This is a genomic window from Streptomyces sp. NPDC101165, from assembly GCF_044768135.1.
Taxonomy (GTDB): Bacteria; Actinomycetota; Actinomycetes; order Streptomycetales; family Streptomycetaceae; genus Streptomyces.
The window spans coordinates 174,579-188,006 of record NZ_JBIWPG010000013.1; the positions used below are offsets into that span (position 1 = coordinate 174,579).

Annotated in this window: 8 protein-coding genes; 2 read left to right on the top strand and 6 right to left on the bottom strand. The window is 70.5% G+C overall.

Annotation, left to right across the window (positions count from 1 at the left end):
* Positions 1 to 73: 73 nt before the first annotated feature.
* Positions 74 to 2,968, bottom strand: coding sequence for a vitamin B12-dependent ribonucleotide reductase (locus ACIRVH_RS27910; protein WP_403958374.1), 2,895 nt, complete (start codon positions 2,966 to 2,968; stop codon positions 74 to 76).
* A gap of 161 nt (positions 2,969 to 3,129) precedes the next feature.
* Positions 3,130 to 3,681: a transcriptional regulator NrdR gene (gene nrdR / locus ACIRVH_RS27915; protein WP_403958377.1), complete on the bottom strand. Its 552-nt coding sequence runs from the start codon at positions 3,679 to 3,681 to the stop codon at positions 3,130 to 3,132.
* A 564-nt stretch (positions 3,682 to 4,245) separates the two neighbouring features.
* Between nrdR and lexA the strand changes: the two genes are divergently transcribed.
* Complete coding sequence (gene lexA, locus ACIRVH_RS27920) at positions 4,246 to 5,025, top strand: transcriptional repressor LexA (protein ID WP_094216449.1); 780 nt, start codon at positions 4,246 to 4,248, stop codon at positions 5,023 to 5,025.
* Positions 5,026 to 5,166: 141 nt separating this feature from the next.
* Here the strand turns inward: lexA and ACIRVH_RS27925 are convergent, their stop codons facing one another.
* The 4 genes from ACIRVH_RS27925 to ACIRVH_RS27940 form a co-directional block, all read right to left on the bottom strand.
* Positions 5,167 to 7,143, bottom strand: a complete 1,977-nt coding sequence (locus ACIRVH_RS27925; RefSeq protein WP_403958381.1) for an ATP-dependent DNA helicase — start codon at positions 7,141 to 7,143, stop codon at positions 5,167 to 5,169.
* A 209-nt stretch (positions 7,144 to 7,352) separates the two neighbouring features.
* Positions 7,353 to 8,147 carry a GNAT family N-acetyltransferase gene (locus ACIRVH_RS27930; protein WP_403958384.1) on the bottom strand — a complete coding sequence of 265 codons (795 nt, stop codon included), beginning with the start codon at positions 8,145 to 8,147 and terminating at the stop codon, positions 7,353 to 7,355.
* Positions 8,148 to 8,214: 67 nt separating this feature from the next.
* On the bottom strand, positions 8,215 to 10,191 hold the full coding sequence (locus ACIRVH_RS27935) for an IucA/IucC family protein (RefSeq protein ID WP_403958387.1): 1,977 nt from the start codon (positions 10,189 to 10,191) through the stop codon (positions 8,215 to 8,217).
* 166 nt (positions 10,192 to 10,357) lie between these two features.
* The gene (locus tag ACIRVH_RS27940; RefSeq protein WP_403958390.1) at positions 10,358 to 11,830 is read right to left on the bottom strand and encodes a diaminobutyrate--2-oxoglutarate transaminase family protein; all 1,473 of its coding nucleotides are present in this window, start codon (positions 11,828 to 11,830) and stop codon (positions 10,358 to 10,360) included.
* Positions 11,831 to 12,120: 290 nt separating this feature from the next.
* Between ACIRVH_RS27940 and ACIRVH_RS27945 the strand changes: the two genes are divergently transcribed.
* Entirely contained in the window at positions 12,121 to 13,353 is a 1,233-nt protein-coding gene (locus ACIRVH_RS27945) for a trypsin-like serine peptidase (RefSeq protein ID WP_403958393.1), read from the top strand.
* Positions 13,354 to 13,428: the final 75 nt, after the last annotated feature.

The window sequence follows — 13,428 nt, forward strand, 5'->3', positions numbered from 1 at the left end:
CCGGGGAAGCAACCGCAAAAGTAAGGGGCGCCGACCATTGGCCGGCGCCCCTTACCTCAGGAACCGCGTGTCATCAGCTGCAGCCGCTGGTCGAGCCGCAGCCCTCGCAGATGTAGCAGGAGCCGGCGCGCTGCATCTTCGTACCGCAGGAGAAGCACAGCGGGGCGTCGGCCTGGATGCCCAGCTGCATCTCCACCAGCTCGGCGCTGGTGTGCGCCTGCTTCGGGTCCGGCTTGGCCACCTCGGCCTTCGGGGCGGCGACGGCCTTCAGCTCCTGGGCGCGCGGCGCCGACTGCGCCAGACCCTCGACGTCGACCTCGTCGTCCTCGATGGACTGCTCGTAGGAGCCGGTCTCCAGGTGACGCTGACGCTCCTCGGCGGAGTGGATGCCGAGCGCGGAGCGTGTCTCGAAGGGCAGGAAGTCCAGCGCCAGGCGGCGGAAGATGTAGTCGACGATCGACTGCGCCATCCGCACGTCCGGGTCGTCCGTCATACCGGCCGGCTCGAAGCGCATGTTCGTGAACTTCGAGACGTACGTCTCCAGCGGCACGCCGTACTGGAGGCCGACGGAGACCGCGATGGAGAAGGCGTCCATCATGCCCGCGAGAGTCGAGCCCTGCTTGGACATCTTCAGGAAGACCTCGCCGAGACCGTCGTCCGGGTAGGAGTTGGCGGTCATGTAGCCCTCGGCGCCACCGACCGTGAAGGACGTGGTGATACCCGGGCGGCCCTTGGGGAGGCGCTTGCGGACCGGGCGGTACTCGACCACCTTCTCGACCGCGGTACGGATCGTGTCCTCGGCCTTCGCGGTGATCTCGGCCTTCGTGTCCTCCTTCTTCTTGGCGGAGAGCGGCTGGCCGACCTTGCAGTTGTCGCGGTAGATCGCGAGCGCCTTGACGCCGAGCTTCCAGGCCTCGTAGTAGATCTCCTCGACCTCCTCGACGGTCGCCGTCTCCGGCATGTTGACCGTCTTGGAGATGGCGCCGGAGATCCAGGGCTGGATCGCGGCCATCATGCGGACGTGGCCCATCGGGGAGATGGCGCGCTCGCCCATGGCGCAGTCGAAGACCTCGTAGTGCTGGTGCTTGAGGCCGGGGGCGTCGATCACGTTGCCGTGCTCGGCGATGTGGGCGACGATCGCCTCGATCTGCTCCTCCTGGTAACCCAGGCGGCGCAGGGCCTGCGGAACGGTGCCGTTGACGATCTGCATCGAGCCGCCGCCGACGAGCTTCTTGAACTTCACCAGCGCGAGGTCGGGCTCGACACCGGTGGTGTCGCAGGACATCGCCAGACCGATGGTGCCGGTCGGGGCGAGGACGGACGCCTGGGAGTTACGGAAACCGTTCTGCTCACCGAGGCGCAGCACGTCCTGCCAGGCCTCCGTGGCGGCGGCCCACACCGGGGTGTCCAGGTCGTCCATGCGGACGGCCGTGCCGTTGGCGTCGGCGTGCTGCTTCATGACGCGCTTGTGGGCGCCGGCGTTGCGGGCATAGCCGTCGTACGGGCCGACGACCGCGGCCAGCTCGGAGGAGCGGCGGTAGGCCGTACCCGTCATCAGGGAGGTGATGGCGCCGGCCAGGGCGCGGCCGCCGTCCGAGTCGTACGCGTGGCCGGTCGCCATCAGCAGGGCGCCGAGGTTGGCGTAGCCGATGCCGAGCTGGCGGAAGGCGCGGGTGTTCTCGCCGATCTTCTGGGTCGGGAAGTCCGCGAAGCAGATCGAGATGTCCATCGCGGTGATGACCAGCTCGACGACCTTCTGGAAGCGCTCGGTGTCGAAGGACTGGCTGCCCTTGCCGTCGTCCTTGAGGAACTTCATCAGGTTCAGCGAGGCCAGGTTGCAGGACGTGTTGTCCAGGTGCATGTACTCGCTGCAGGGGTTCGAGCCGTTGATCCGGCCGGACTCCGGGCAGGTGTGCCAGTGGTTGATGGTGTCGTCGTACTGGATGCCCGGGTCGGCACAGGCCCAGGCGGCCTCGGCCATCTTCCGGAAGAGGGACTTGGCGTCGACCTCCTCGATGACCTCGCCGGTCATGCGCGCACGCAGACCGAACTTGCCGCTCTGCTCGACCGCCTTCATGAACTCGTCGTTCACACGGACCGAGTTGTTGGCGTTCTGGTACTGGACGGAGGTGATGTCGTCGCCACCGAGGTCCATGTCGAAGCCCGCGTCACGCAGGGCGCGGATCTTCTCCTCTTCCTTCACCTTGGTCTCGATGAAGTCCTCGACGTCGGGGTGGTCGACGTCCAGGATGACCATCTTGGCGGCCCGGCGGGTGGCGCCACCGGACTTGATGGTGCCGGCGGAGGCGTCGGCGCCACGCATGAAGGAGACCGGGCCGGAGGCGTTGCCGCCGGAGGACAGCAGCTCCTTGGAGGAGCGGATGCGGGAGAGGTTCAGGCCGGCGCCGGAGCCGCCCTTGAAGATCATGCCCTCTTCCTTGTACCAGTCGAGGATCGACTCCATGGAGTCGTCGACGGACAGGATGAAGCAGGCGGAGACCTGCTGGGGCTGCGGGGTTCCGACGTTGAACCAGACGGGGCTGTTGAAGCTGAAGATCTGGTGCAGGAGGGCGTACGCCAGCTCGTGCTCGAAGATCTCGGCGTCGGCGGGCGAGGCGAAGTACTTGTGGTCCTCACCGGCCTTCCGGTACGTCTTCACGATGCGGTCGATCAGCTGCTTGAGGCTGACCTCGCGCTGCGGGGTGCCGACGGCACCACGGAAGTACTTGCTGGTGACGATGTTGACCGCGTTCACCGACCAGAAGTCGGGGAACTCGACGCCACGCTGCTCGAAGTTGACCGAGCCGTCGCGCCAGTTGGTCATGACGACGTCACGGCGCGCCCACTCGACCTCGTCGTACGGGTGTACGCCGGGGGTGGTGTGGATGCGCTCGATACGCAGCCCCTTGGTGGCCTTGGTGCCCTTCGCTCGGGCACCTCGTGCCGGACCGCTCGCCGTCTCTGTCATGCCGCCTCCCTCTACGGGCTAAAACGCCCTGAAGTGCCACGATGTTCCCGTGACACGGTGTTCTGTCTTGTGTTGCGGGCACCCTCAGATCCACCCACAACAGGTCTTGGATCGCCGCCTCCCGGCCGGAACCCGGGCCTCCGTCCGGTTCCGGCCGCCGGTCAGTCGGCGGCGTGGGCGGGCACGGGGACCTGGGTGGTCCCTCCGGGCCCGCGATCGTCTTCCTGGCTCCCCGCCCCCGTGTCTTCGTCGTCCGCGGCGGGGCCTCGCGTCGCTTCCCTCAGCTCCGCGATGGCGGCCTCGAAGTCCTCGAGCGAGTCGAACGCCCGGTAGACGGAGGCGAATCGCAGATAGGCGACGAGGTCGAGCTCCTGCAACGGGCCGAGTATGGCCAGACCCACGTCGTGGGTGGTCAGCTCGGCACTTCCGGTGGCCCGCACCGCCTCCTCGACCCGCTGACCCAGCTGGGCGAGTGCGTCCTCGGTGACAGGCCGCCCCTGGCATGCCTTGCGCACGCCGTTGATGACCTTGGTACGGCTGAATGGCTCGGTGACTCCGGACCGCTTGACCACCATGAGCGAACACGTCTCCACGGTCGTGAAACGACGGGAGCAGTCCGGGCACTGGCGGCGTCTCCGGATCGACGTGCCGTCGTCGGTCGTACGACTGTCGACCACGCGGCTGTCGGGGTGCCTGCAGAAGGGGCAGTGCATGATCTCCAACCCTCCTCACAGCAGACTAAACAGCCCCCAGAGGCCTCAGGGGCCTCTCGAAGCAGCCCCAAGCATAGGCGATCGCGGAGGTCTCTCAGACCCGGGGGACCACAACTTGTGGGCTGCTGTAGCAATCCAACCACTAGATGTGGGGATTGGCTGATACACCGACAGCTCGCGCGTGTCGCAGGGACACACGCCCGTACGGCCCAGTCACCCCGCCACCTGTGAAAACACGCGCGCGCGGACGTACCGCCAGGACACTTGCGGAGATAGCGTGGGCGCCGCACGGAGGACGCGTAGGGCTCCGGCACAGAAGGGCCCCGGATCCCGGTTGACGGGGTTCCGGGTGGCAGACTGGGGAAGCAACCCACGAGGTGATCCACCCCGGCGGTGCAGCGTACAACAATGGGCGCTTTTGTCCGCCAGAGGTCGCGTTAGCCATACACCTGGACACATGATCACGTCAGGCGAATCGCACTTTTTCACTCGAACGTGTGTTTGGCGCAACCTTTCGAAAGCAACTACCGTTGTCCAGCAGGGAGACCATCGAGAGGGGCCGACGTGACCACCACCGCAGACAGTGCCACCATCACTGCCCAGGACCGCTCCCAGGGCCGAGTCGAGCCGGTACATGCGATGAACGAAGCCACGAATCCTGAGGGGCACAAGCGCTCCCTGCCGGGCCGACCTCCAGGCATCCGGGCGGACAGCTCCGGACTGACCGACCGGCAGCGCCGGGTGATCGAGGTCATCAGGGACTCCGTGCAGCGGCGCGGCTACCCGCCGTCGATGCGCGAGATCGGCCAGGCCGTCGGCCTCTCCAGCACGTCCTCGGTGGCGCACCAGCTGATGGCACTGGAGCGCAAGGGCTTCCTGCGCCGTGACCCGCACCGCCCGCGCGCCTACGAGGTGCGCGGCTCCGACCAGGCCGTGACCGTGCAGCCCACGGACACCGCCGGCAAGCCCGCGGCGTCCTACGTCCCGCTGGTCGGCCGTATCGCCGCCGGTGGCCCGATCCTCGCGGAGGAGTCGGTCGAGGACGTGTTCCCCCTCCCCCGGCAGCTCGTCGGCGACGGCGAACTGTTCGTCCTCAAGGTCGTCGGCGACTCCATGATCGAGGCCGCGATCTGTGACGGCGACTGGGTCACCGTCCGCCGCCAGCCCGTCGCCGAGAACGGCGACATCGTGGCGGCCATGCTGGAGGGCGAAGCCACCGTCAAGCGTTTCAAGCGCGAGGACGGCCACGTCTGGCTCCTCCCGCACAACTCGGCCTACGAGCCGATCCCCGGCGACGACGCGACCATCCTCGGCAAGGTCGTCGCCGTGCTGCGGCGCGTTTGAGCGCTGCGGCGGACGGGCCGGGCGGCCCGCTCCCTGACCGGGCCCCGGGACCCCTGCGCCGGTTCCGGGGCCCTGTGCGTTCGGCTCCGCCCAGAGCCGCCGTACAGCCCACCTGGTCCTATTGGTCCAGGTGGGCGAGGTTCACTGGGCTTCCGTCTGCTTCGCGGCCGCGTCGATCGCCGCGAGCGACCTGCGCACCTGGTTGCGGTCCGTGGTGTACCAGAAGTCGGGCAGTGACGCCTTGAGGTAGCCGCCGTACCGCGCGGTGGCGAGCCGCTGGTCAAGTACGGCGACCACACCACGGTCCCCGGAGGCCCGCACGAGGCGGCCGGCGCCCTGGGCCATGAGCAGGGCCGCATGCGTCGCGGCCACCGCCATGAAGCCGTTGCCGCCGGCCTCCTCCACCGCCTTCTGGCGGGCGCTCATCAGCGGGTCGTCGGGGCGCGGGAACGGAATCTTGTCCATGACGACCAGCTGACAGCTGGGGCCAGGGACGTCGACGCCCTGCCACAGCGACAGCGTGCCGAACAGGCAGGTCTTGGGGTCGGCCGCGAAGTTCTTGATCAGCTCGCCGAGGGTCTCCTCGCCCTGGAGCAGGATCGGGAACTCGGGGATCCGGGAGCGCAGCTCCTCGGCGGCGAGCTGGGCGGCCCGCATCGACGAGAACAGTCCGAGGGTGCGGCCGCCGGCCGCCTGGATGAGCTCGGTCAGCTCGTCGAGCATGTCGGTGCGCTCACCGTCCCGTGCGGGACGGGCGAGGTGCTTGGCGACATAGAGGATGCCCTGCTTGCGGTAGTCGAAGGGCGAGCCGACGTCGATGCCCTTCCAGGCCGGCAGATCCTCGCCCTCCACACCCTCGGGACCCAGCCCCAGGGATGCGCCCACGCCGTTGAAGTCGCCGCCCAGCTTGAGGGTCGCCGAAGCGAGGACGACGCTGCGGTCCGCGAAGAGCTTCTCCCTGAGCAGCCCGGAGACCGACATGGGGGCGACGCACAGGGAGGCGCCGAACCGTTCGTGGCGCTCGTACCAGACGACGTCCCACTCGGAGCCGTTCACGACCCGCTCCGCCACGTCGTGGACCGTCTCCACCGAGGCCAGTGCCTGCTTGCGGACCGCGTCCTCGTCCTGGACGGACTTGTCGCGGGTCGCGCCGATCGCGGAGATGACCGTGCGGGCCGCGTCCCGCAGCGCCATCAGGGCATAGCCGAGGTCTTCCGGGATCTCCTCCAGACGGCCCGGCAGGGCCAGCTCCATCAGCCGCTCGAAGCCCTCGGCGGCGGTCTGGAGCTGGTCGGCGGCCTTCTCGTTGACGAGCTTGGCGGCTCGGCGCACGGCACGGTTGACCTGGCCGGGCGTGAGTTCGCCGGTGGCGACGCCGGTGACGCGGGAGACCAGCTCGTGCGCCTCGTCGACGATCAGCACCTCGTGCTGCGGGAGTACCGGGGCGCCCTCGATGGCGTCGATGGCCAAGAGTGCGTGGTTCGTGACGACGACCTCGGCGAGCTTGGCACGCTCGCGGGCCATCTCCGCGAAGCACTCGGCGCCGTAGGCACACTTCGACGCGCCCAGGCACTCCCGCGAGGACACCGACACCTGCGACCAGGCACGGTCGGAGACGCCCGGCGTGAGGTCGTCCCGGTCGCCGGTCTCGGTCTCGTCGGCCCAGTCCCGCAGGCGCAGCAGGTCCTGGCCCAGCTTGCTGGTGGGCGCGGCGGCCTCGAACTGGTCGAAGAGTCCGTCCTCCTCGTCCTGCGGCACGCCCTCGTGCAGGCGGTGCAGGCACAGGTAGTTCGACCTGCCCTTGAGCATGGCGAACTCCGGGCGACGGCGCAGCAGCGGGTGCAGGGCGTCGACGGTGCGGGGCAGGTCCCGTTCCACGAGCTGGCGTTGCAGCGCGAGTGTGGCCGTGGCGACGACCACACGCTCCCCGTGCGCGAGCGCGGGCACGAGATAGCCCAGCGACTTTCCGGTGCCGGTGCCGGCCTGGACCAGCAGATGGGATCCGTCGTCGATCGCCTCGGCGACCGATTCGGCCATGGACACCTGGCCGGGGCGCTCCGTGCCGCCGACGGCTGCGACAGCGGCATGCAGGAGTTCGGGGAGTGAGGGCTTCGTCATAGCCCGACCACCCTACGGCCCGGCACTGACAAACGGGTGATCAAGGCGGGTACGAGGGGTGGGATCACAGCCGGGGCTCCTGGGGCGGGACGGGATCGGGGCGGGGGGCGCGTACGCCGCGTTCGGCGGGCTCCGAAATTCGCTCCGGGCGAGCGGGAACCACGGCGACCCGCCGGACGTACAACATGTGAACGCGCCGTCACGTGGCGTTACATCAGGCCGCGCAGGACTCGGTCCCGGATCATGAGGGCGGCCCGCTTGCCGGGCAGGTCGACCTCGGCCGCGAACCGAAAGCCTGCGCTCAGGAAGGCGGCCACGGAGGGGGTGTTGCGAAGATCGGGCTCCGCGACGACGCGAGCGCACGTGGGGCGACGGTCGAGGACCAGATCGGCCACGGCTCTGAGCAGAGCGGATCCCAGTCCGCGCCCTCGGTCGGCGGCGTCGCCGATGAGGAGGTGGATCCCGGTGTCGTGCGGACGGGCCGGGTAGTGGCGGGCCAGTGGATCCAGGTCCGCCCGGTAGATCTCCCAGTAGCTCATGGGGGTGCCGTCCAGCATGCCCAGACAGGGAGTGCTGCGTCCGTCGCCGTCGATCTGGGCGCGCAGGTGGCTCTCCGTCCGGTTGTGGGACCCGGCCAGCTCCCAGAACGGGGCGACGGCGGGGTCGTTCATCCAGCTCCGGACGAGCGGCAGGTCGTGTTCGAGACGGACCGGCACCAGCTGGAACATGCCCACGGGTGTGGGGGTCGGCCCCCAGGTGGGGATGTGGTCTAGCAGGTCGTCCAGGCCGTCGGCGAGGCGCGGCGCGGCGAACTGGGCGAGGAACTCGTCGGGCAGGCGCAGGTCCAGCGTGTCCTCGCCGTCCCCGAAGGACGCGGTGTCCCCGGCGCCCTCGTCCCAGGCGCCCTGGTCCCCGGTGCCCTGGATGTCCCAGGTGCGGGCCACGCCCGGGTGGAGGGGGACGGAGCCGGGGCCGGTGCCGGCACTCGCGTCGGTGGGAGGCACGGAGCGCTCCTCTCGGGAGACGAAGGGGGCATGGCCCTCGGAGATGGCGGTAGACGGTGCGGTTCGTTCAGGAGTGAAGGGGGTTGGCGATGGTGACGTAGACGGACTGGGTGTCGACCGGGCCGACGAGCTCGTCGAGACCGTGCAGCCTGGTCAGCAGGTTGGCCTTGCAGCGCAGGACGGGTGAGTCGAGCAGGAGGCCGGGCAGCGAGGAGCGCGGGGCGACGGGGCCCGAGGCGACGGGGCCCGAGGCGACGGGGCCCGAGGCGACGTCGGTGAGGAAGCGGCGGAACGCCGCGAGGAGCAGTCGCTCGTCGGCGAGGCGCTGGGAGCCGAACGCGCCGATCAGGCCGAGCACGTTGTTGATGGCGAGGTAGTACGCGAAGCGTTCGTCGGTGACCTCGTCCGAGACGAACGTGTCGCTGCGCTCGCCGATGCCGGGCAGCCGGGCATCGAGGTCGGCTCGCCGGGACTCGCGGAAGTAGTAGCCCTGGTTGTCGCGGTAGCGGCCGCCGGAGGGCCAGCCGTCGCGGTCGAGCAGGAGCAGCGTGTTCTGCTGGTGGGCCTCGAGGGCGATGCCGGCCTCGCTGTCCAGCCACAGCACGGGCCGGACGACCTGTTCGAGGTAGCGCAGGAACCACTCCGCGGCGACGGCTCCGACGGGCCGGCCGGTGCGTGCGGACAGCCGTGCGACGAGCTGGGCCAGTCGGGACCGGTGGGGCCACGGGCCGTGCATCGGTGTGGCGTTGGTGCCGGGTTCGGCGAGGGGCCGGGGCGAGACGAGACCGGCGACGCAGCCGACGTCGTCGGCCGGGGCGAACGGGTTGTGCCTGATCACGACGTCGAGGCCGGGCACGGGGCGGCCGTCCGGGTCGTCGACGGCGAGCCAGGCCGGGTCGCGGACGATGTCGAACCCGGGATGCACGGCCTGCCACTGCTTGAACAGGCCGCTGCGCAGCAGCCGGTGCACCTCGACTCCGCGGTGGAGTTCCTTGCGCAGGTTCTCGCGACGGGAGTTGGTGATGCGCAGGCCCAGCGACAGCTTGAGCATCGCCGGGGCGCCGGACTGGTGGACAGTGCGTACGGAAGAGGTGGGGTGCCAGTCGGGGCCGAGTGGACCGAGGTCGCGGAGGGCGCCGGAGTCGAGCAGGGCGGCGACCGGTTCGCGGTGCCGGATCTCGCGCGCCTGCCAGGGGTGCAGGGGCAGGGCGCAGCATCCGTCGGGCAGCGGCAGGGCGGTCCCGGCGAGTCGTTGTGTGAGGTGGTCGGCGGGGACGGGACGGCCGCGCTCGGTCCAGGCCGAGTCGGTCGCGAGCAGGGAGGGGGCGACAGCCATCCAGTGCAGGGGGAAGGAGCCGCGCACCTCCGGCGAGTACAGCCGGGCCTCGGCCTCGGTCAGGCCCTCCCGGCTCTTCGGGGTCGGGTGCAGGGGGTGTCCGAGGAGAAGGGCCTGCTCGGCGCTGAGGAACAGGTCGGGGCCGTCCGCCGGGTGTGCGCGGCGGTCGCGGATGAAGATCGCGGTGCGGCGCAGGGAGTCGGCCACCCTGGCGACCAGGTCCGCGCCGTCGTCGAAGGCCGTGGGCTTCGAGGTACTCCTGCCCTCCCTGTCCCCGGGTGTCTCCCTGGCGAGCAGCGCTGCGAGGGTGACCGCGTCGACCGGTGGGGCCGCCTCGGGGGCGCCGGCGAGACGGGGTGGCGCGAAGCGGTGCCAGCCCGTCGGGGACCAGTGGCGGATCGGTGCGATCAGGGCGGTGCCGCTGCTGGGCAGCGGGATGCGCAGGGTGTTGGTCGCGGGGGCGGCGAGGTTCGTCTCCCGTACCCAGCAGCGCAGGAGGCTCTCCACGGCGGCGGCCTGGGCCGCGGTGCGCGGGTCGGGGTCGTCCAGCGGATCGGCGCCCGGCTCTCCCGCACGCGTGCCGTCCGGGGTTCGCCTCTTCTGCGGGGGAACCGACTCGGCGAGCGGCACCGGAGAGGGCTGGGAGCCGGGGTCCCCCTGGTCGTCGGGGCCGCCGGACCTGCCGTCGGGTGTGGGGGTGGCGTTCAAGACGGCTCCTCGGGGCTGGTCGGGGGTGGGGCAGGGCTGTTCTCGTTCGGTCGGGCCCGCTCGGTCGTCGTGCCGTGGTCGGTGGGGCGTCCTGGTGGCGAGGGGGTGGGGTGCAGGCCGTGTCGGGCTGTCCGGCTTCGGCGGTGCGGGCGCCGGTGTGCGGGTTCTAGCCGGTGCCCTGGGCAGGGCCGCCCGGCCGGCTCTGACGGCGGCCGCGGTCCTGCTGATGGCGGGTCGCGGCGGCCACCGCGTCGGCGAGGCGGTCCAGCACGGCTGCCGCCTGCTCGTCGCTGATGGTCAGCGGCGGAAGGAGCCGTACGACACTGTCGTGGCGGCCGCCCAGCTCCACGATGAGGCCGCGGTCGAGGCACTCCCGCTGGACGGCCGCGGCGAGTTCGGGGGCGGCGGGGCGAGGCGTGCGGGTGGGTTCCAGTCCGCTCGTCGTGGCGTGGTGGCCGTCGGCGGAAGGGGTTTCACCCGGCCCGGTCGCCTCACCCTCCGGGTCCACCAGTTCGACGCCGATCATCAGGCCGCGGCCCCGGACGTCCCCGACGCAGGGGAAATCCGTCTGCAGCCCGCGCAGTTGGGACAGCATCCGGGAGCCCAGGGCGGCGGCTCGCTCGGCGAGGCCGTTCTCACGGACATGGGCCAGGGTGGCGGTGCCGGCGGCCATGGCGAGCTGGTTGCCGCGGAAGGTGCCCGCGTGGGCGCCGGGCTGCCAGACGTCGAGGTCGTCGCGGTAGACGACCACGGCCAGCGGGAGGCTGCCGCCGATGGCCTTGGACAGGACCATGACGTCGGGCGTGACACCGCTGTGCCCGACGCCCCAGAAGGCGCCGGTGCGGCCGACGCCGGTCTGGATCTCGTCGGCGATCAGTGGGACGGACCGGTCGGCCGTGATCTGCCGCATGCGTCGCAGCCAGTCGTCCGGCGCCGGGATCACCCCGCCCTCGCCCTGGACGGGTTCGAGGATCATCCCGGCGGGCAGCGGCACGCCCGACTTGGGGTCGTCGAGGAGGGACTCGGTCCAGCGGGCGGCGAGTTCGGCACCGGGCGGGCCGCCGACACCGAAGGGGCAGCGGTAGTCCTGCGGGTAGGGCAGGCGGGCGACCCGTACGTCGCCCGCGCCGCCGGAGGCGGCCAGGGCTCCGGAGGTCATGCCGTGGTAGGCGCCGGTGAAGGCGAGCATGCCGGTGCGCCCGGTCGCGGCCCGGACCAGTTTGAAGGCGGCCTCGACCGCGTCGGTGCCGGCCGGTCCGCAGAACTGGACGCGGGCGCGGTCGGCGAGCCCGGGCGGCAGGGTGCGGAACAGCTCGGTGATGAAGGCGTCCTTGACGGGGGTCGCCAGGTCGAGGACGGAGAGCGGGGCGCCGGATTCGAGGACGCGGCGGATGGCTTCCAGCACGACCGGGTGGTTGTGGCCGAGGGCGAGGGTTCCGGCGCCGGAGAGGCAGTCCAGGTAGCGGCGGCCGTCGGCGCCCTCGATGGTCAGCCCCCGGGCCCGCACGGGCACGATGGGCAGGGCCCGTGCATAGGTGCGCGCTGCGGACTCGCGCGCCGACTGGCGCCTGAGGATCCCCTCGTGCACGGCACGCGCTCCCCCGTGCGCCCCTTCAGCCACCGATTCGGTCACGGCCACTGCTCGCTGTCCTCCCCGCTGTTCAGAGGCAAGTTGATCCACGGGGACCGGGCACAGGCAGCAGGACCCCCACCGCTACCAACAGCTCACAGGCCTGCGGGTTACGGGTTGCCTCAAGATCCTTGCCGTGACGGAACTGTTGCGCTTCCGTCGGAAGTCACCCACAGCGAGCGCATAGTGTGTGGTCCCGTTCCCACAAGGCCGTGAGACCGGCGTGAACTCCCCATGAGTTCATGGCCGGTGCCGCGGCCGAAGCGCCGAGTTCCTTTACAGCAGGGGGAGTCAAGAGCATGCGATCCATACGGCCGTCGTTCACCGTTCGCCGCGGGAGGGGCGCTTCCCGCAGAACCTCCCCCGTGCTGGCGGCGGTCGCCCTCGCTTCGGCGCTGGCGCTGACCGCCACCGCCTGCAACGGCGACGACCACGCCGACGGCAAGCCGACCGCCAGCGCGACGGCGAACGGGACCGGCGACGGAAAGATCCAGATCCCGGACGACATCAAGAACAAGCTCAAAGAGCACGGGATCGACATCGACAAGTGGAAGAACGGCGCCTGGAAGAACTGGGACAGGGACGACTGGCTGCGCGAGGCCAACGACTTCGTCAACCCGATCATCAAGGGCCTGTGGGACCCGGACCGGATGCGGCGCGCCAACGACCCGGACAAGGACAAGGGTGTCGACGACAACGACATCTCCGGTGACCAAGGTGTGACGGACCCGACGCCGGCGCCGGTGAAGGCTCAGGCGGTCCGGCCGCCGTACCACACCAACGCGGCCCCGTCGGGGAAGGTGTTCTTCGACTCCCCCGAGGGCACCATGGTCTGCTCGGCGACGGTCGTGCAGGACCCGGCGCACCCGGGCAAGTCCAACCTCATCTGGACGGCGGGTCACTGCGTGCACGCCGGCAAGAACGGCGGCTGGTACCGCAACATCGCCTTCGTGCCGTCGTACAACAACGCGGCCAAGTCGGCCGACCAGCTGCAGAACGCCGCCAGGGACGAGGTCGCGCCGTACGGCGTCTGGTGGGCCGACGGGGCCAAGACGTCGCAGCAGTGGATCGATCAGGGTGGTGAGACCGGCGGCAACGGTGCCTCCTACGACTTCTCCGTGATCCATGTGACGCCGGAGCAGGGCAACGCCGGCAAGTCGCTGGAGGAGACGGTCGGCGGCGCACTTCCGGTGAACTTCAACGCCCCTGCGGTGCCGAAGGTGCGCAGCATCACGGCGACCGGCTACCCGGCGGCGGCTCCGTACGACGGTCAGCTGGCGTACCAGTGCCAGGACAAGCCGGGCCGGCTGTCGATCAACAAGTCGGACCCGACGATGTACCGCATCGGCTGCACGATGACCGGTGGCTCCTCCGGCGGCGGCTGGGTGGAGACGGGTGCGGACGGCAAGCCGGCGCTCGTGTCCAACACGTCCATCGGCCCGGTGACTTCGGGCTGGCTGGCGGGTCCCCGTCTGGGCGAGGTGGCCAAGGGCGTGTACGACTCGGTCAGCAAGAAGTTCGCCGGGCGGTAGAGCCCGCGGGCACAGCCCGGGCATGGACGGCGGCGAGGCGTCTCACAGGAACCTTCACCGTCTCGCCGCCGTCCG

What these genes read in the sequence shown, in the direction of transcription:
- ACIRVH_RS27910 (WP_403958374.1), bottom strand. Translation starts at nt 2,968, where the DNA reads ATGACAGAGACGGCGAGCGGTCCGGCACGAGGTGCCCGAGCGAAGGGC.
- nrdR (WP_403958377.1), bottom strand. Translation starts at nt 3,681, where the DNA reads ATGCACTGCCCCTTCTGCAGGCACCCCGACAGCCGCGTGGTCGACAGT.
- ACIRVH_RS27925 (WP_403958381.1), bottom strand. Translation starts at nt 7,143, where the DNA reads ATGACGAAGCCCTCACTCCCCGAACTCCTGCATGCCGCTGTCGCAGCC.
- ACIRVH_RS27945 (WP_403958393.1), top strand. Translation starts at nt 12,121, where the DNA reads ATGCGATCCATACGGCCGTCGTTCACCGTTCGCCGCGGGAGGGGCGCT.